The 19,310-nt window shown below is 64.2% G+C and carries 12 protein-coding genes and 1 riboswitch; of the genes, 4 read left to right on the top strand and 8 right to left on the bottom strand.

The window, feature by feature from the left end:
* Nucleotides 1-14 precede the first annotated feature (14 nt).
* From thiS to O3300_RS26490, 6 genes are all read right to left on the bottom strand, one after another.
* On the bottom strand, nt 15-218 hold the full coding sequence (gene thiS, locus O3300_RS26515; protein ID WP_369812327.1) for a sulfur carrier protein ThiS: 204 nt from the start codon (nt 216-218) through the stop codon (nt 15-17).
* Between the two features lie 20 nt (nt 219-238).
* Nucleotides 239-2,152: a phosphomethylpyrimidine synthase ThiC gene (thiC, locus tag O3300_RS26510; protein ID WP_099665500.1), complete on the bottom strand. Its 1,914-nt coding sequence runs from the start codon at nt 2,150-2,152 to the stop codon at nt 239-241.
* A gap of 79 nt (nt 2,153-2,231) precedes the next feature.
* Nucleotides 2,232-2,347: riboswitch (TPP riboswitch) on the bottom strand.
* Between the two features lie 108 nt (nt 2,348-2,455).
* Nucleotides 2,456-2,710, bottom strand: a complete 255-nt coding sequence (locus O3300_RS26505) for a hypothetical protein (RefSeq protein WP_077399591.1) — start codon at nt 2,708-2,710, stop codon at nt 2,456-2,458.
* Between the two features lie 38 nt (nt 2,711-2,748).
* Complete coding sequence (locus O3300_RS26500) at nt 2,749-3,555, bottom strand: response regulator (RefSeq protein WP_099665502.1); 807 nt, start codon at nt 3,553-3,555, stop codon at nt 2,749-2,751.
* 28 nt (nt 3,556-3,583) lie between these two features.
* Nucleotides 3,584-5,488 (bottom strand): ATP-binding protein, encoded by a 1,905-nt coding sequence (locus O3300_RS26495; protein ID WP_305054568.1) that lies wholly within the window; start codon nt 5,486-5,488, stop codon nt 3,584-3,586.
* 49 nt (nt 5,489-5,537) lie between these two features.
* A complete protein-coding gene (locus O3300_RS26490) occupies nt 5,538-6,278 on the bottom strand; it encodes a Crp/Fnr family transcriptional regulator (protein WP_305054567.1) in 741 nt (246 codons plus the stop codon).
* Between the two features lie 237 nt (nt 6,279-6,515).
* On the opposite strand from O3300_RS26490, the gene O3300_RS26485 reads away from it, so the two are divergent.
* Nucleotides 6,516-8,600, top strand: a complete 2,085-nt coding sequence (locus O3300_RS26485) for a bifunctional diguanylate cyclase/phosphodiesterase (RefSeq protein ID WP_289906794.1) — start codon at nt 6,516-6,518, stop codon at nt 8,598-8,600.
* Here the strand turns inward: O3300_RS26485 and O3300_RS26480 are convergent.
* Both O3300_RS26480 and O3300_RS26475 read right to left on the bottom strand, forming a co-directional pair.
* Complete coding sequence (locus O3300_RS26480; RefSeq protein WP_289900425.1) at nt 8,597-9,646, bottom strand: porin; 1,050 nt, start codon at nt 9,644-9,646, stop codon at nt 8,597-8,599. The two genes, O3300_RS26485 and O3300_RS26480, sit on opposite strands and share 4 nt — an antisense overlap.
* Before the next feature lie 488 nt (nt 9,647-10,134).
* Complete coding sequence (locus tag O3300_RS26475; protein ID WP_305054566.1) at nt 10,135-13,950, bottom strand: ankyrin repeat domain-containing protein; 3,816 nt, start codon at nt 13,948-13,950, stop codon at nt 10,135-10,137.
* 170 nt (nt 13,951-14,120) lie between these two features.
* Between O3300_RS26475 and O3300_RS26470 the strand changes: the two genes are divergently transcribed.
* The 3 genes from O3300_RS26470 (at nt 14,121) to O3300_RS26460 (ending at nt 19,305) form a co-directional block, all read left to right on the top strand.
* On the top strand, nt 14,121-16,928 hold the full coding sequence (locus O3300_RS26470; RefSeq protein WP_251351007.1) for a valine--tRNA ligase: 2,808 nt from the start codon (nt 14,121-14,123) through the stop codon (nt 16,926-16,928).
* 114 nt (nt 16,929-17,042) lie between these two features.
* Nucleotides 17,043-17,510, top strand: a complete 468-nt coding sequence (locus tag O3300_RS26465) for a DUF2147 domain-containing protein (RefSeq protein WP_099665508.1) — start codon at nt 17,043-17,045, stop codon at nt 17,508-17,510.
* A 277-nt stretch (nt 17,511-17,787) separates the two neighbouring features.
* The gene (locus tag O3300_RS26460; protein WP_305054565.1) at nt 17,788-19,305 is read left to right on the top strand and encodes an ice-binding family protein; all 1,518 of its coding nucleotides are present in this window, start codon (nt 17,788-17,790) and stop codon (nt 19,303-19,305) included.
* Nucleotides 19,306-19,310: the final 5 nt, after the last annotated feature.

The raw sequence follows: 19,310 nt of genomic DNA, 5'->3' as shown, positions 1-19,310 counted from the left end.
TGTCTATTCTCAACTTAACCGCCGCCAATCGCGCGTACGATTTCCACCTGGTCCTGCGTTTCCAGGACCCGGTCGTGCCACGCCTTGCGCGGCACGACGCTGCGGTTGACGGCCAGCGCCAGCGCCTGGTTTTCCAGCGACAGCGCGGCGATCAATTGGTCCAGGGTTTGCCCCGGCGGCACCTGGTGCGGCGCGCCGTTGAGCGTGATGTCGATCAATGCAGTCATCACGCCCTCCTTCAGACCTTGCGGTACAGCTCGGCGCCGTTCTTGATGAATTCGATGGCTTTCACCTCCATCCCCTGCTGCAGCGCCTTGTCTTCCGCGATGCCCATGCCGGCCGCGTATTCGCGCACTTCCTGCGTGATCTTCATCGAGCAGAAATGCGGGCCGCACATGGAGCAGAAATGCGCCACCTTGGCCGAATCCTTGGGCAAGGTTTCATCGTGGAATTCGCGCGCCTTGTCCGGGTCCAGGCCGATGTTGAACTGGTCGTCCCAGCGGAATTCGAAGCGGGCTTTCGACAGCGCGTTGTCGCGGATTTGCGCGCCCGGATGGCCTTTCGCCAGGTCGGCCGCGTGCGCCGCGATCTTGTACGTGATGATGCCGTCCTTGACGTCCGCCTTGTTGGGCAGGCCCAGGTGTTCCTTCGGCGTCACGTAGCACAGCATGGCCGTGCCATACCAGCCGATCATGGCCGCGCCGATGCCCGAGGTGATGTGGTCGTAGCCGGGCGCGATATCCGTCGTCAGCGGCCCCAAGGTGTAGAACGGCGCCTCGCCGCACTGTTCCAGCTGCAAGTCCATGTTTTCCTTGATCAATTGCATGGGCACGTGGCCCGGACCTTCGATCATCACTTGCACGTCGTGCTTCCAGGCAACTTGCGTCAGCTCGCCCAGGGTTTTCAATTCGCCCAGCTGCGCCTCGTCGTTGGCGTCGTAGATGGAACCGGGGCGCAAGCCGTCGCCCAGCGAGAACGACACGTCATACGCCTTCATGATTTCGCAAATCTCTTCGAAATGCGTGTAGAGGAACGATTCCTGGTGGTGCGCCAGACACCATTTCGCCATGATGGAGCCGCCGCGCGAAACGATGCCCGTCAGGCGCTTGGCTGTCATCGGCACATAGCGCAGCAGCACGCCCGCGTGGATGGTGAAATAATCGACGCCCTGCTCGGCCTGCTCGATCAGGGTGTCGCGGAAGATTTCCCAAGTCAGATCTTCCGCCTTGCCGTTGACCTTTTCCAGCGCCTGGTAGATGGGCACGGTGCCGATGGGCACGGGACTGTTGCGCACGATCCATTCGCGCGTCTCGTGGATATGTTTACCTGTGGACAGGTCCATCACATTGTCGCCGCCCCAGCGGATGGCCCAGGTCATCTTTTCCACTTCCTCGCCGATGGAAGACGTCACGGCGGAATTGCCGATATTCGCATTGATTTTCACCAGGAAATTGCGGCCGATAATCATCGGTTCCACTTCCGGGTGGTTGATGTTGGCGGGAATGATGGCGCGGCCGCGGGCGATTTCCTCGCGCACGAATTCCGGCGTGATTTCGACCGGGATGCTGGCGCCGAAGGACTGGCCCGGATGCTGGCGGCCCATCAGGTCGGCCAGGCGCTCGCCCATGGGGCCGGAAGCCTTGAGTTCGCGCAAATACTCCTGGCGGCGCATGTTTTCGCGGATGGCAACGAATTCCATTTCCGGCGTGATGATGCCTTGGCGCGCGTAATGCATCTGCGTCACGTTCTTGCCGGCGATGGCGCGGCGCGGCTTGCGGTGCAAATTGAAACGCAGCTCGGCGAGCTTCGGGTCCGCCAGGCGGGCGATGCCGTAGTCGGAGGTGGGGCCAGGCAATTCTTCCGTGTCGGCACGCTCCATGATCCATGGCAGGCGCGGCGTATCGAGGCCGGAGCGGATGTCAATGTTCACGTCCGGGTCCGTGTACGGGCCGGACGTGTCGTAGACGTAGATCGGCGGATTCTTTTCGCCGCCGAACGACGCTTCCGTGTCGGACTGGCTGATCTCGCGCATGGGCACGCGGATGTCGGGGCGGCTGCCTTGCACGTAAATCTTGCGCGAATTGGGCAGCGGCGCGATGGCGGCTTCGTCGACCGTGGCGGTGGCGGAGAGGAATTTCGGGTTGGCGTTCATTTTGGCTCCTTGGCTAGACTATTTTTAAGCCTGGAGCCAGCTAAGGAGGTTCGGAATTGCGCACGCGGAAAAGCGGGGTGCAGTCATCCTAAAGCTTCCCTTCGCTGGCATTATCCAGATCAGGTTCGGAGGGTATTTCTCACCCGCGCTTGCACCGTGTTTCCACAGCGAAAGGCAGGACCCCTAGCGTTTGCCGCCTTGCGGCAGCGAGCCAATTATACGCGGTTCACGCCGCGTGACCAGATGATTTCTTGCAGGTGTCGTCTTTGCGCATCTGCTGCATTGCAACAGACGGCAGCGCGCTTATTTCTTCTTGCCCCAGCGCCAGCTGGTCGGTTCGCCCTTCAGCTGGCAGATGAAAATGAGCACGGCAACGATGGCCACTTCATAGACGATGTAGCCGACCAGCATGGTTTGCGGGGGGAACAGGAAGGCGCCGCAGGCGAACAGCGCCAGCGCGGCCAGGAACACCAGCCAGCCCTGCCAGGTGATGGGCAGGCCCCAGCCCCAGCCATAGGTCTTGGCGGGGAACCAGTAGGAGGGAGATTTGTCGGTCATGATTTTTCCTGGTCTGTATCGATGGCGCCCAGTATAAATCAGGCACTGCGATGGCGCTCCGTGACATCGAGGCCGATGCCGCGGTAGCCGATGAAGCGGCTGCCCGTGTCGAACATCGGTTCGCCGCTGACCTGCAGGTATTGCGTGCTGCCGTCGAGGTTGGCGCGGCTGTAGATAAAGTCGAGAAACGGTTCCCGTGCGGCAATCTTGGCGTCGAGCAAGGCACGCTCGGCCGCGTTCCAGCGCTGCGGCTCTTCCTCGCTGCCGATGCCCAGCATTTCAGCCACGGGGCCGGAAAAGCGCGTCAGGTTGCCCTGCGCATCCTGTTCCCAGTACCAGTCGGACGACAGTTCCGTGAAACGCTGGAAGCGCGCTTCGCTTTCGCGCAACTCCGCCGTGCGCACTTCCACCATCTGTTCCAGCGACTTGTTGTATTCGGCCAGCTTCTGGTACAGCAATCGCACTTCCAGCATGTTGTGGATGCGCGTCTTGACTTCCACCAGGTCGAAGGGCTTGCTGACGAAATCCTTGGCGCCCGCCTGCAGCGCGCGCAGCTTGTGGCCCGGCTGGGCCGTGATGACCAGCACGGGCAGATAGCTGCCCGCCTCGAGGTCGCGCAAGCCTTCCATGACCTCGAAACCATCCATTTCCGGCATCTGCAAGTCGAGCAGGATCAGGTCGTAGCGGTGCTGCTGGTGCAGCGCGCGCACGGCTTGCGGGTCCATGGTGGAGGTGATGCGCGTATAGCCGGCATTGCGCAGCACCTGTTCCAGCAGCATGACGTTGGCCTCCTGGTCATCGACGATGAGGATGCTGGCGTTCAGGATCTCGGTGGCTTGAAGCATGGCGGTATTCCTAAAAATAAATGCTGAATTAGCGTACTGCATGAGTGTCGTCGGCCAGGCCGTGCGCGGCCGCATAATGCAGGGCCACGTCGAGCGCATCCATGAATTCGACGACCTTGATCGGCTTGGTCAGGTAGCGGAAGAAGCCCGCTTCCAGGCCCTTTTCGATGTCGCGCGGCACAGCGTTGGCCGACAGGGCCATCACGGGAATATGTTTCGTGAGCGGATCGTCGTGCAGGATATGCAGGGCGCCATAGCCGCTGATGCCGGGCAGGTTGATATCCATCAAGATCACGTCCGGCTGATACGTGCGCGCCAGGTCGATGCCCAGGTGCGCATCGATGGCCGTCAGCAGCTTCAAGTCGCTGCGGCGGGCGATCAATTGCTCGACCAGCGCCAGGTTCGCGGGATTGTCTTCCACGTACAGCAAGGTGCGCTGGCTTTCCTGCGCTTCCTGCGCCTGCGGCAGCGCATCGCCGTCGCCCAGCATCAGTGCCGGCGCGCTGCTGGCGGCCAGCTCGAACCAGAAGGTGGTGCCCACGCCCACCGTGCTGTCGACGCCGATGGCGCCGCCCATCAGCTCGACCAGCTGCTTGGTGACGACGAGGCCGATGCCCGTGCCCTCTTCCGTGCTGTTTTCCTGTCCCAGGCGGTTGAAAGGCTGGAACAGCTGCGCCACCTGCCCCGCATCGAGGCCGGCGCCGCTGTCGCGCACGCTGACGCGCACCTTGGCGCCGCGCTGGCTGCAGTCGACGGTGACGGAACCGCCGCCCTGGTTGTATTTGATGGCGTTCGACAACAGGTTAATCATCACCTGTTTCACGCGCGTGCGGTCCGCATGCACGAAGTAGGCTTCGCCGCAGCGGGGGAAATGCAGGCTGATGCCGCGCTTTTCCGCCTGCGGCGCGATCATCGCCTGGCAATCCTGCAGCACGTCGAGCAGCGACATCGCTTCCTGCGACAACGTCACCTTGCCCGATTCGATCATGGCCAGGTCGAGGATTTCATTGATCAAGCGCAAGAGATACCAGCCTCCCTTGAGGATCTGTTCGATCGAGCGCTGCTGCGGCACGGTGGGCGGCGGCACGTCGGACGCCATCAGCTGCGCAAAGCCCAGCACGGCATTCAGGGGCGTGCGCAATTCGTGGCTCATGCTCGACAGGAATTCGGACTTGGCGCGGTTGGCCTTTTCCGCCACCAGGCGCGCCTTCTTCAGCTCGGCATTGTTGGTTTCGACGAGCGAGCGCGTGTACGCCTGCTGTTCGCGCAGGCGCTGGTCCAGCAGCGCCTGTTCCGCCTCGACCTGCTTGCGTGCCGTATTGTCGGTGCCGATCAGCAAGTAGCCGATGACCTTGCTCTGCGCATCGCGCAAGGCCGTCACGGAAACGATGGCGGGGAAGCGGCTGCCATCGTTGCGGATGTAGGTCAGTTCATAGATGTCTTCGATGCCGCGCGTGGCCTTGAAGACGAGCGCTTCCACGCCGGGCGTGATGACGGTGTCGAGTTCGGCGCTGAGGGCGGCCGCGCGCGCGACGATTTCTTGCGCATCGGAAATGCCAGCCGGCGTCAGCTTGTCCACCACGTCGCTCGCCGCATAACCGAGCATGCGTTCGGCGCCCACATTGAAAATCTGGATCACGCCCTGCGCATCGGTGGCGATGCACGAGAAATTGGCGCTGTTGAAGATCGCATCCTGCAAGGCGCCCGCCTTGAGCAGTTGGCGCGGCAGGCTGGCCGCCACCGTGCGCCGGTACAGCGCCACGAGCAGCATCAGCAGCAAGAAGACCAGCGCGTCGATGACGCAAGCCGTCTCGAACGGCGCGCGCCAGGCCAGCACGCCGACGGCCAGCAGCGCGACGGCGCTGAAGGAAAACGCCAGCGCCATGGGCCAGCGCGACGGTGCGCGCGGGGGAATGTTTTCGACAGATTGCATGAGGTAGCCCGGGCTATGACAACGATAAGAATACGAGGCAGTGCGGTCTTCAGGAAGACTGGCGCTGGCGCACGTCCGACAGCAGGCGCGCAAATTCCTTTTTGACCACGCCATAGCATTCGCACACATGGCCTTCGAGGCCGGCGCGGTCCAGCACGGAAATATGGCCGCGCCGGTAGCTGATGAAGCCGTGCTGCTGCAGGCGCCCGGCCGCTTCCGTCACGCCTTCGCGGCGCACGCCCAGCATGTTGGCGATCAACTCCTGCGTCATGGTCAGCTCGCGGTTCGGCAAGCGGTCCATGGTCAGCAGCAGCCAGCGGCACAGCTGCTGCTCCACCGTATGGTGGCGGTTGCACACGGCCGTCTGCGACATTTGCGTGATCAGCGCCTGCGTATAGCGCAGCAGCAAGCGCATGACGGGCCCCGCGCGGTCGAACTCTTCCATCAGCAAATGGGCCTTCAGCCGGTAGCCGACGCCGCCCGTCTGCACGACGGCGCGGCTCGGTGTCGAGTTGCCGCCCATAAACAGCGACACGCCCACGACGCCTTCATTGCCGACACCGGCAATTTCCGACGAACCGCCATTTTCCAGCAGGTAATGAATGGAAACGATGGCCGTGGTGGGGAAATACACATGCTGCAGCTTGTCGCCCGAATCGTAGATCACGTCGCCGAGCAGCATCGACACTTGCTCCAGGTACGGGGCCAGGCGCGCGAAATCGGCGTCGAGCATGGCGGCAAGCAAATGGTTTTGATTCGGGTTGTGCAGCTGGGCATGCGGACTCGACATGGGCAGGTTTCCTGGTTTCCAGTCGTCAGCTAGGGGATCGATGAAAGGCGTCCGAACGAGGGCCGCCATGTGGTGCAGCGTAACACAGCGCTGGCACGGTGCCCCGACTATATTTCTTGCCGGCATGGCCGTCCGTTCGGTAGCGAACGGACGGTATTTCGCCGCCCGCCCTACAGTCAGTCACTGCCCGGCCTGCCTGATCATGGATCGGCACCGGCGCTGCCACGGGACGTCACCATGCAATCATTCTTCAAGCGCATCTCCATTTCCGTTTCCACTTCGGCCCTGCTCACCCTGGCGTTCGGACTGTGTCTGACGGCCCTGTGCTACGCCTCGGCGCGCCAGATCGAGTCGGAAAGCACCCGGCTGCTGCTGCAGTACCACGCCAGCGCACACACCTTGGGCGCCGCCCTGCTGCCGGCCAAAGGCATGGGCCTGGACGCCAACCACCGCGGCTCGCTGTATGTGCTGCTGGGCGGTTTGCTGTCGAGCCTGCTGGCGGCCGCGTATGTGTATCAGCTGGTGTCGCGCAATTCCGTGATTGCCCGCATCACGGGCGAACGCACGGCGGCGCTGCAGTTTGCCAATTTGCGCCTGTCCGAAGACATCGCCGCGCGCATGCACAATGAAAAGTCGCTGCGGCTGCGCGAACGCATCATCGAAGTGTCGGCCAATGCCATCATCCTGTGCAGCGCCGACGCGCCCGGCTACCTGATCGAATACGTCAACCCCGCCTTCGAACGCATCACCGGCTATGCGGCCGGCGAAGTCATCGGCCAGCGCCTGGAAGACTTGCAAGGTCCGGAGCAAGGGCGGCAAGACATGCACGCCATTACGGCGGCCCTGCGCGAACAGCGCGAAGGCAAGGCCATCGTGCGCAATTTCCGCAAGGATGGCAGCTGCTACTGGAGCGAGCTGTTCGTCGCTCCCGTGCGCGACGATGGCGATGGCCCCGTCAGCCACTTTGTCGTAGCGCAATACGACATCAGCACCGTCATGCGTTTCGAACAGGAACTGGAATTCCAGGCCAGGCACGATATCCTGACGGGCCTGGCCAACCGGGCCCTGCTGCGCGAACGGCTGGAGCAGGCGATGGCCGTGACGCGGCGCAGCGGCCTGCCCCTGTGGGTGGTTTTCATCGACCTCGACCGTTTTAAATTCGTCAACGATACCCTGGGCCACGATGCGGGCGACCTGGTGCTGAAAAGCGTGGCCGAGCGCCTGCGCGACGCGACGCGCGAAGTCGACACGGTGGCGCGCCTGGGCGGCGACGAATTCGTGCTGCTGCTGCCCCAGCATGGCAATGGCGAACCGGGCGTGGCCATCCTGCAGCGCATCCAGGACGCCGTGACGCAACCGCTGCAACTGGGTGAATATGAATTTTTCCTCAGCTGCTGCATGGGCGTGGCCGTGTATCCCGACGATGGCGACGATGCCGACACGCTGATCAAGCACGCCGACATCGCCATGTACCGCGCGAAGGAACAGGGACGGGGCCACTGGCAATTCTATGCCGCGAGCATGAATACGGGCACCCTGGAACGGCTGGGATTGGAGAGCGAGTTGCGCCACGCCCTGGAGCGGGGGCAATTCCACCTCGAATACCAGCCCCAGCTGGACCTGGCCAGCGGCACGGTGGTGGGCATGGAAGCGTTGCTGCGCTGGACCCACCCGCAGCTGGGACGGATTCCGCCGGCCAGCTTCATCGGCCTGGCCGAGGAAATGGGCTTGATCACGCCCATCGGCGACTGGGTGCTGCGCACGGCATGCGCCCAGGCGCGCGCCTGGCAGCTGGCCGGCCATGGCCCGCTGCGCCTGGCCGTCAACCTGTCGGCGAGGCAATTCAAGCAAAAGAACCTGCTGCACGCGGTGGCGCAGGCGCTGGCGGACACGGGACTCGCCGCGGCCCATCTGGAACTGGAATTGACGGAAAGCATGGTCATGCATGACGTGGATCAAGCCACGGTCATCATGGCCAAGCTGAAGGGACTGGGCGTGCAACTGTCTATCGATGACTTCGGCACCGGCTACTCCAGCCTGGCCTACCTGCGCCACTTCCCCATCGACGTATTGAAAATCGACAAAACCTTCGTCAGCGACATCACGCACAGTGACGATGACGCGGCCATCGTGCGCGCCATCATTTCACTGGCGCACAGCCTGCGCCTGAAAGTGATCGCCGAAGGCGTGGAAACGGCGCAGCAGCTGGACTTCCTGCGCCAGCACGGCTGCGACCAGATGCAGGGCTATTTGTTCAGCCGCCCCCTGGCCGCCGCCGCTTTCGAGACATTGCTGCTCGAAGGCAACATGCTGCCCGCTTAAAACGCGTGGCGCAGGCCGATGTTGAAGGCGCGGTTGCCGCTGCCCACTTCCGTTGCATTGCCCACCATGTAGGCGGCGTCGTTGCGGTTGCGGATATGCGCGTAGGCAACATACACCTTGCTGCGCTTGGACAAGGCATACGTGGCGCCGATGGCCAGCTGCTGCGCGTCGCGGTTGGCCGCATCGCGGTCATCCTTGCGCACATACGAGGCCAGCAGGGTCGTCGCACCGAGCGGCACGGAGACGCCGACGATGGCGTCGCGGCTGTCGGTGGACTGGGCCGGCGCCTGCGCCGCGCCGTACGGATTTTCCGCAAAGAACATGCTGCTGCCATCGCCCGTGTTGCGGCCATAGCCGGCAAACGCCGTGGCCACGCCAAAGTTGTAATTGCCGGCCAGAATGGTGTTATTCACGTCGGCCTTGCCCGGTTCGCCGGCACGGCTCTGGCGCGCCAGGCGCAAGGTCAGGGGACCGTTGACATAACCCAATGCCAGGCCCAGCGAACGTTGATCTGCCGCAATCCCCGTGTGCTCGCCGGCACCATACATGACGGTGCCCGTCACGCCGCGCCATTCCGGCGAGGTGTAGCGCACGGTATTGTCGATGCGCGTGGCCGAATAGCCGGCCAGGTTGGTCGCCGCGCCGGCCAGGCCGCCCTCGAACGGATCGGCCACGTCGGTCAGCGCCTGGCTTTGCAGGTTGTACTGGCGGCCCACGGTCAGCATGCCCAGCGGGCTGTCGATGCCGACAAACGCCTGGCGGCCGAACAATTGCCCCGCCTGGTCGGAGCGGCCCGAGTCGCTCAGGACGCCCGCTTCCAGCGTGAACACGGCGTGCAAGCCATTGCCCAGGGATTCCGTGCCGCGCACGCCCAGGCGCGAGCCGGCCGATACGCCGCTGGTGAGCTTGCTGACGCCGCCTTCCTGCACCAGGCCCGCATCCATCAAGCCATATAGGGTGACTGACGACTGGGCGTGGGCGGCAGGCAAGGCGCCCAGGGTGGCGATGGTCGAAACGAGGCCGACACTGATCGAGAGTTTTTTCATGCTGGTTTCCTTGTAAAGGCAAAACCGGGAAAGCGCGCGGCCATGGCGCGGCCACAGGCGTCAAGGCGCGCCGTAGTTACATGCCGTATCGAAAGACGACGGGCCAGATAACAACATTCCTGGCTAAGCTGTGGCGGCGCGGCCGATAAAGACGATGGCGCGCGGTATTCCGCCGTGAATGGTGCACCGCTGGCGGTGCGCGTGGCTCAGGCGCCCGGCCCGAAGGGGACGCGCTGAAGGTGGCTGGCATCGCGGATGCGCTGGCCTTGAGACGCGGGCGCGTGTTGGATATGAAACGTTGATACAACCGCGTCTGCAGGCGCCGTCCGCAAGGATGAGGCAGGAGGCGCCGAGGCCGGCATTATAGCATCGGCAGCGCCTTGATCCCCGTTCTGTTGCAGTAAAACGACTCGCCAGGCCGCCAAAATACGGGCTTACGACCCCCTCCCGATGCCGGGACGGTCGCCCTGCCCAGGCGACGGCCGCGCTTACTTCACCTTGTCGTACGACAGCATTTGCCCATCGCGATTCCAGGCCAGCTGGCCCTCCTCGATGCCGATGACGGCGTGGAAATCGCGCATGCCCGAGCGCGGCGGATACAGCGCAAAACGCAACAGACCTTGCCGGGCCGGCAGCGCCACCGTGGCGATGCCCGCTTCCGGATGGGACAGCACCAGATGCCGTAGCTGCCCGGCAAACGGCACCTGCCACGGCTGCTTGCCGCTGACGCCTTTGGCAAACGCGGGCGCGTCGCCCAGCGCCGCCAGGCCGATATCGGCTACGGCCTCGTCGCGATACTCGACGATGATGCGGGCCGGGCCGGTGGTGGCGTCGCCCGGGCGCGGCGGCAACAACGCAAATGGCGCATCGGGCGATGCCCCATCGCCCTGCAGCAGCAACTCGCCGTCCAGCACCGACCAGCGTCCCTGCGCCGCTTGCTCATCGACGCCATACACCATCCCGTAGCTGAAACGCCCGTCGGCGCGCAGGACGATCTGCGACGCGACCTCGGTCTTGCGCCCCAGCGCATAGCGCCCCGGCAAACGCCGTTGCAGCGCCAGGTCGGCAGCCTTGTCCTTGTGTACGGGCGCGGCCGCAACCGCGGCCGGCGGTACCCGCCAGCCACCGGCCGCCAGGATGGCCAGCATGTCGTTGCGCCCCGCGGTGCGCAGCGCGCTCCAGTCCTGCGGCGCGAGTTGCCGCAGGCCGCCAGCCAGGCGCGGCAGGCGCGCGGCAAAGCGCTGGCCCAGCCAGCCGGCAAGTATGCCCCCCGGTTCGTCGGCAAAGGCGGTGATCAGGCGCGGCGCCATGGCGTGCTCGCACTGCTGCGGCGCGGCGGCAAAACCCTGCTGGAGCAGCAAGTTCCAGTACGCGTCGGATGCGTTCATGACGATATTGACCAGGTTCGACGTGTCCGGCAGGCACACCTTGTCCAGCGGCAGCGTCGAGCCGCGCGTGACGAGGGCCAGCATATCGGCGTCGAGGCTGGCGGCAGCCAGGTCCAGCGCGCCGCCCCATGCGTGCCCCGTGCTGTCATCGATCCGCGCGCCGCGCGCGATGAACAGGCGCACGGCCTCGGTCTTGCCGCTGACGATGGCTTGCTCCAGCGCACTCTTCTGATTGGCGCCGCGCCAGTTCGGGTCCAGTCCCAGGTCCAGCAGACGCGGCAGCAGATCGCCGCGCCGCGCCCGCAGCGCCTGGCGCAGCACCGCCGCATCGCCCGGCGCGCGCCGCACGCCGTCGGCGCGCCGCAACATGCCGTGCTCCAGCAACAGTGGCGCCAGTGCGCGCTGCGGCGAGGCCACGGCGAGCATGGCGGCGTTATTGCTCAACTGGCTGGCCGGCAAGCCTGCCGCCAGCATCAGGCGTACCCGTTCGACGCCGGCCGCATCGCGCACGGAACGCAGCGCCTCGTCCAGCGGCGACCACTTGAGGTCTGCTGGCGGCTGGCGCGCCGCGACAGCGGCCAGCAGCAAGGTCAGCACCGAATTGCTTTCCGGCGTCGGCTTCAGTTTCAGCGCCGTCCTCAAGACGGGGAATTCCCCGCCCAGCGGATCGGCGCCCAAGTCCAGCAGCAGCTTGACCATTGCCGCATCGCCATTTTCGACGGCCGCGAGCAAGGGGGGACGATAGCCGTCGCTGACGACGGGCGCGCCCATCGCGGCCAGGCGGGCGACCCAGTCGGGCCGCCGGCTGCGCACGGCATGCCACAGCAGCGTCTCCGTTTCCAGGTGCAGCGTATCGAGCGTCGTCAGTTTTCTCATGTGCAACCCTTCGGCTGCGGGGCCGACTTGCGCCCACGGCATGCCGGGCATCACCAACTGGCGCAGCACGTCCTCGGACGCCGGCTGGTGCTGGTACATGGCGCGCATCGCGGCATCGAGCCAGCGGTCATTGCCTTTTGCATCATGCCGGGGCACGCGCTGCTTGAGCCAGTCCAGCGCGCCGGCGTTGCCCGCTTCGGCGGCGTAGGCGTACAGCGACTTGCCCTTGTCGTCGATCTCGGGCGTGGTGCCGGTGGCCAGCATTTTATCGAGCACTTCGGTGCCGCGCGTCAGGCCCAGCAAGCGGCTCCACAGCACGTCATCGGCCTGCGGCCGTTCGGCCGGCCGCGCCGCGCCGTCTTTCGTCTTCTGTGCCTGGCGCAGCTCTGCCATGCGCTGGTCGCCCACCAGATACGGCAGGCCGGAACCCGCGTCCAGCAAGGCGACCATGTTCGCCGTACGCTCATCCGCGTCGAGCAATTCCGGCAGAGTGTCCGCAGCTTCCTGCTGCAGCGCGTATTCCAGCGGCGCCAAGGTGTCGTTTCCGGCGCCATAGTGCCGGACGTCGGCGCCATGGGCCAGCAACAGCCGCACCATCGCGGCGTTGCCATACATGGCCGCCAGGTGCAGGGGCGCGACGCTCCTGCCCCCGGTGCCTTCATCGACCGGCACGCCGCGCTGCAACAGCAGCGTCATCATGCGCAGCCTGGCCGGCAGCAGCGCGGCGTGCCGCTCGCGTTGCGCCTCGCGGTGCGCCCGCCGCTGCATCTGTTGCAGCAACTCATCGTCCAGACGCGGTTGCGCCTTCTGCCACGCCTGTTCCGCTTCGACCAGGCTGTACGCGGGCAAGATCAAGACGTGCAGCAAGGTATTCTCGCCGCTCCGGTAGGCGCCCGGCGAGGCGACGCCGGCCAGCAGCTTGCCGAAAGCGGCTTCATCGCCCTCGCTGGCGGCGTCGAACAGCGCTCGCACCTCGGGCGTCGGCGGCAGCTTGTCGCGCGCCTCGCGCACATAATGGATCACCCGTTCCATGCCGTGCACGGTAAGCTGCGGCAGCGGCATGCCCACCTTCCACGCCCGCGCCAGCCGGTCCGCCTCGGCGTTTTGCGCCGCGTTCATCGCCTTTCCCCAGCCGGCCACGGCGGCGGCGGCCCCCGCTTCCCCGCCCGCCGCCGCCAGCTGGCTCAGCATGGAAGCGAGCACATAGTCCTGCGGCACGCCCCGATCCAGGCCGTACACCGTGGCCAGCTGCAGTTGGGCCTTGGCGTTGCCGCTTTCGGCCGCCTTGCGCAGCCAGCGGGCGGCCTCCTTTTCATCCAGGCCATCTGCCCCGTTGCAGCACAGCATGCCCAGCTGGTAGGCGGCGTCCATGTCGCCGCCCTCGGCGGCGCGGCGGTACCAGTCCTGCGGCGAGCGCCGTCCCGTCTGCGACGTCGCCGGCAGGGACGCGCCGCGCTTCCAGCGGCCGGCCAGGCGCACGGCCTCGTCGACCTGGTCCGGCGACATCGCGCGGCGGCGCGCCGGCAGATACGTCTCCAGCTCGGCCGCGCCCTTCCATTTCTTGTCTTGCAGCGCCAGCAGTCTGAGCGCATACGACACCACCTTGTCGGCCGGCACGCCTTCGCCCCGTTCATACATTTGCGCCAGTTGCGCCATCGGTTCGCCGGCGCCCTGCGATGCCAGACTGCGCAGCCAGGGCAGCGCGCGCGCCGGATTGCGCAGGCTGCCCGACCAGCTCGTATACAGGGAAACCAGTGCCTCCTGCGCAACGCGATCGCCGCCCTTCGCAGCCAGCAGATACCAGCGCCCGGCTTCGGCATCGCTGCGCGCCACGTCCGCACATCGCTCCTCGCCCAGGTAGATATCGCCGAGAACCTTTTGCGCCTTGATATTGCCGCCCAGTGCCGGTCCCCGCAATTGCGCCACGGCATCGATGCAACGCCCGCGCTGGAAAGCCGCCATTCCCTCAGGTACGCCGGCGCATGCTTCCCCGGCAGCCAACCCGGCGCCGAGCACGGCCAATTGCCACAATTTCTTCATGATCTTCTGGACTTTCAAATAATGTTGCAAAGATGATAGCTTAGAAAAAATACAATGAAGCAATATTGCTCAATCGTGCGCGGCTTTTCGGGTCATCCAAGGCCGCTATTTGCTGCGCATGCTTTATGCACCCCTTATAATGGTTCCTTTTGCCAATCACACGCCAAATCATGGAATTAGCCAAGTCTTTCGAGCCCGCCGACATTGAACAATTCTGGCGCACCGAGTGGGAACAGCGCGGTTACTTCACCGCCACCCTCGATGCCGGAAAACCTTCCTTCAGCATCCAGTTGCCGCCGCCGAACGTCACCGGCACCCTGCACATGGGCCATGCGTTCAACCAGACCATCATGGATGGCCTGACCCGCTACCACCGCATGCTGGGCCACAACACGGCCTGGATTCCCGGCACCGACCACGCGGGCATCGCCACGCAAATCGTCGTGCAACGCCAGCTGGACGCGCAAAAGATTTCGCGCCATGACCTGGGCCGCGAGAAATTTGTGGAAAAAGTGTGGGAATGGAAAGAAAAATCCGGTTCCATCATCACCGGCCAGATGCGCCGCCTGGGCGCCTCGGCCGACTGGCAGCGCGAATACTTCACGATGGATGAACCGCGCTCGAAAGTCGTCACCGACGTCTTCGTGCGCCTGTTCGAGCAAGGCTTGATCTACCGCGGCAAGCGCCTCGTCAACTGGGACCCCGTGCTGGGCACGGCTGTCTCGGATCTGGAAGTGGTGTCCGAGGAAGAAGACGGTTCCATGTGGTACATCAAATACCCGCTGGCCGACGGCAGCGGCTTCCTGACGGTGGCCACGACCCGTCCTGAAACCATGCTGGGCGACGTGGCCGTGGCCGTCGATCCGACAGACGAGCGCTACACGGCGCTGGTGGGCAAGATGCTGAAACTGCCGCTGACGGACCGCGAAATCCCCATCATCGCCGACGAATACGTCGACAAGGAATTCGGCACGGGCTGCGTGAAGATTACGCCTGCACACGACATGAACGATTACGCCGTGGGCCAACGCCACAAGCTGGCGCAGATCGTCATCCTGACCCTGGACGCGAAGATCACGGACGATGCGCCCGAGGCCTACCGCGGCATGGACCGCTTCGCCGCGCGCAAGCAGATCGTCGCCGACCTCGATGCGCAAGGCTTGCTGGAGCAAGTCAAGCCCCATAAACTGATGGTGCCGCGCGGCGACCGCACGGGCGTCGTCATCGAGCCGATGCTGACGGACCAGTGGTTTGTCGCCATGAGCAAGCCGGCCCCGGAAGGTACTTTCTTCCCAGGCAAGTCGATCGCGGAAACGGCGCTGGACAAGGTCGCCAACGGCGAAATCAAGTTCGTGCCGGAAAACTGGAGCACCACCTACAACCAGTGGCTCAACAACATCCAGGACTGGTGCATCTCGCGCCAACTGTGGTGGGGCCATCAAATCCCGGCGTGGTACGACGACGCCGGCAATATCTTTGTTGCGAAAACGCAAGCCGAAGCGGAAGCCAAGGCACTGGCCGCCGGCAGCACGGGTCCCTTGAAGCGCGACGACGACGTGCTCGACACGTGGTTCTCGTCGGCCCTGGTGCCGTTCTCGACCATGGGTTGGCCTGAAGAAACCCCGGACATGAAGGCCTTCCTGCCGTCGTCCGTGCTGGTGACGGGTTTCGACATCATCTTCTTCTGGGTCGCGCGCATGGTCATGATGACGGCACACTTCACGGGCAAGGTGCCGTTTGAAACCGTCTACGTGCACGGCCTCGTGCGCGATTCGACAGGGCAAAAGATGTCCAAGTCGAAGGGCAACACGCTGGACCCGATCGACTTGATCGACGGCATCGACCTGGAAGGCTTGATCGTCAAGCGCACCACGGGCCTGATGAACCCGCGCGACGCGGAAAAGATCACCAAGGCCACGCGCAAGGAATTCCCGGAAGGCATTTCGGCCTACGGCACGGACGCCGTGCGCTTCACCATGGCCAGCTATGCATCGCTGGGCCGCAACATCAATTTCGACCTGGGCCGCTGCGAAGGCTACCGCAACTTCTGCAACAAGATGTGGAACGCCACCCGTTTCGTCATGATGAACACGGAAGGCAAGGATTGCACGGCAAATGACGTTGATCTGTCGCAAGCCGACAAGTGGATTATTTCCCTGCTGCAAAAAGCGGAACTGGACGTGGCCAAGGGCTTCGAAGACTTCCGTTTCGACAATATCGCCGCATCGATCTACAAATTCGTGTGGGACGAGTATTGCGACTGGTACCTGGAAGTCGCCAAGGTGCAAGTACAGCAAGGCACGGAAGGCCAGCAGCGCGCCACCCGCCACACCCTGCTGCGCGTGCTGGAAGTGGTGCTGCGCCTGGCCCATCCGATCATCCCCTTCGTCACGGAAGCGTTGTGGCAAACGGTGGCGCCGCTGGCCGGCAAGACGCTCAAGCCAGAGGGCGATTCGATCATGATGCAGCCGTATCCGATCGCCAACACCGACAAGATCGATGAATCGGCCGAAGCGTGGATGCAGCAGCTGAAAGCCTTGACGGACGCGACGCGCAACCTGCGCGGCGAAATGCAGATCTCGCCATCCGTGCGCGTGCCGCTGATCGTCGAGGCAGGCAATGCCAGCGAGAAAGAAGCGCTGGCGTCGTACGCACCGTACATCCAGTCGCTGGGCAAGCTGGCCGAAGTGCAGATCGTCGATGCGTTGCCGGACTCGCCAGCGGCCGTCGCCATCGTCGGCACCACCAAGCTGATGCTGAAAGTGGAAATCGACGTGGCCGCCGAACGCGAGCGCCTGGGCAAGGAAATCGCCCGCATCGAAGCGGAAATTGCCAAGGTCAACAGCAAATTGGGCAATGAAAGTTTCGTCGCGCGCGCCCCTGCCGCCATCGTTGCGCAAGAAAACGAGCGTTTGCTCAGTTTTTCGGCGACAATTGAAAAACTGCGCGAACAGTTTGCTAAACTAGCCAGCGCATAAGGCAAGTTTGGAAAGATTGCGCGGCGTCATCCGTGACGCCGCGCAGGATGGCTGGTCTTGCCTTGGTATATACACTGTTCGTGACCCGATCAAAAAAACCATTGGAGACTAGCAATGCATAAAATTTTCAAAGCAAGCGTCACAGCAAGCATCATGATGGCCGCCCTGGCCATCGCCGGCAGCGCCGCCGCGCGCGACGGCAACTACACCCCTGTCGGCACGTGGAAAACCATCGACGATGCCAGCGGCAAGCCGAAATCCCTCGTCGTCATCACGGAAAGCAATGGCGTCTTGCAAGGCAAGATCGAAAAGCTGTTCCGTGGCCCGAATGAAGAGCAAAATCCCAAGTGCGACAAGTGCACGGGCGCCAACAAGGACCAGCCCATCATCGGCCTGGTGATCCTGTCCGGCCTGAAATATGACGGCAAGGAATGGACGGGCGGCGAAATCACGGACCCGGCCAGCGGCAAGGTCTACAAGAGCAAGGCCGAGCTGATCGAAGGCGGCACCAAGCTGCAAGTGCGCGGCTATGTCGGCGTGCCGATGTTTGGCCGCTCGCAAACGTGGGTGCGCGAAGAGTAATCAACGCCCGCCCTGCCCTGATGAAGCCGGCCCTGCGCCGGCTTTTTTGTGCCCTCCCCCTGCGGCAAACCTGTTGTTTTCCAGTCCGAATTCCTCGCATTCCCGCGTATTTCCACGTGCGGGCAAGCTATGCGCGCCACCGAACATACTTGAAGTTTCCTAAATGAAATAGTGCATGCCTGTGACGCCATCGCCCTGTAGCGAAAGGCGGCATGGCTCTGCCGGATGACCCCATCCGCGGATGCCCGGCAATGACTGCCATGCACAAAGGAACTATATGAATCTCTTCAAGCGATATCTGACCCCGCTGCTCGTCTCGGCAGGTTTGTTGGCCATGACCGCCCTCGCCGGTTGCGGCGGCGGTGACCAGGGACGCGATCCCATCCTCGGCTTGCCGGGCGCCACCCTGTCCAGCCTGGCAGTCACGCCCGCCACGGCCACCATCGCCATCGGCGCGGGCCAGCAATTCACGGCCATCGCCACGTACAGCGACGGCTCGGCGCAAGACGTCAGCGCCAAGGCGGCCTGGACGTCGGCCACGCCGGCCAATGCCACCGTCAATGGCGCCACGGGCTTGAGCACCGGCATTGCTGCCGGCACTTCGGCCATCGCTGCCGCATTTGGCGGCAAGAGCGCCAGCAGCATGCTGACCGTTACGCCAGCGACCTTGCTGGCTATTGCCGTCACGCCGCAAAACCCCATCATCCCCGTCGCCGCGACGCGCCAGCTGGCCGTCCTCGCCACGTATTCGGATGGCAGCACCGCCGACGTCACGGCCGGCAGCAGCTTCGTTGCCGTCACACCCGCTTTCGCCAGCGTCGCCAGCAATGGCCTCGTCACCGGCGTTGTCTTTGGTAGCAGCGTCATGAATGCCAGCTTCAACGGCAAGACGGCCAGCACCACCGTCACCGTCCCTGCCCTCACCCTGGCCAGCATCGCCGTCACGCCGGCCACCGCCAGCATCGCTGTCGGCGCCACGCAGCAATTCGTTGCCACGGCAACGTATTCGGACAGCTCGAACGCCATCATCACCAATAGCGCCGTCTGGACGTCGGCTACGGTCGCCAATGCCACGGTATTGAACACGGGCGTCGCCACGGGCATCGCCGCCGGCACCAGCAACATCACGGCCACGGCCGGCGGCCAATCGGGCAGCGCGCTGCTGACCGTCACCGCCGTCGCCATCCCGCCCGTCCTGAACCCGATCATCCTGGGCCGCGCGGCGCCATTCGGCGTGCTGGCCGGTACTTCGATCACGAACAATTCGGGCGGCACCACCCTGATCACGGGCGACGTCGGTGCGCCTTCGCAAACGGTCGACCCAACCCAGGCGGCAGGTTTTACCAACTACAAGTCGGGCGCCATCCTGGCCGGCGCCATGACGGATTTGCAAGCGGCGATCACGGACGGCAACAGCCGCACTTGCGACGTCAGCTTTGCCGGCGGCATCGACCTGGGCGGCCAGACCTTCGGCCCCGGCGTGTATTGCTATGCGGGCGCCATCAGCATTACGGGTACCTTGACCCTGAACGGTCCCGGCGTGTACATCTTCCGCACGACGCTGACCTTGAATTCGACCGTCAACTCGGTGGTTGCCCTGAACAATGGCGCCACGGCCGACAACGTCAGCTGGCTGCCCGTCGGCCCCACCACCCTGGCCGCGAACAGCGTCTTCAAGGGCAATATCCTGGGCCAGTCGGCCGCCATCACGGTGGGCGACAACACGACCCTGCTCAATGGCCGCGTGCTGACGGCTGCCGCCGTTACCCTGCGCAACAACCAGATCACCAAATAACCGGG

It is taken from the genome of Janthinobacterium sp. SUN206, assembly GCF_030587305.1.
In the GTDB taxonomy this organism is placed as follows: domain Bacteria; phylum Pseudomonadota; class Gammaproteobacteria; order Burkholderiales; family Burkholderiaceae_D; genus Janthinobacterium; species Janthinobacterium kumbetense.
The sequence above is the reverse complement of the archived record's forward strand: the minus strand, read 5'-3'. Positions and strand labels throughout refer to the sequence as shown.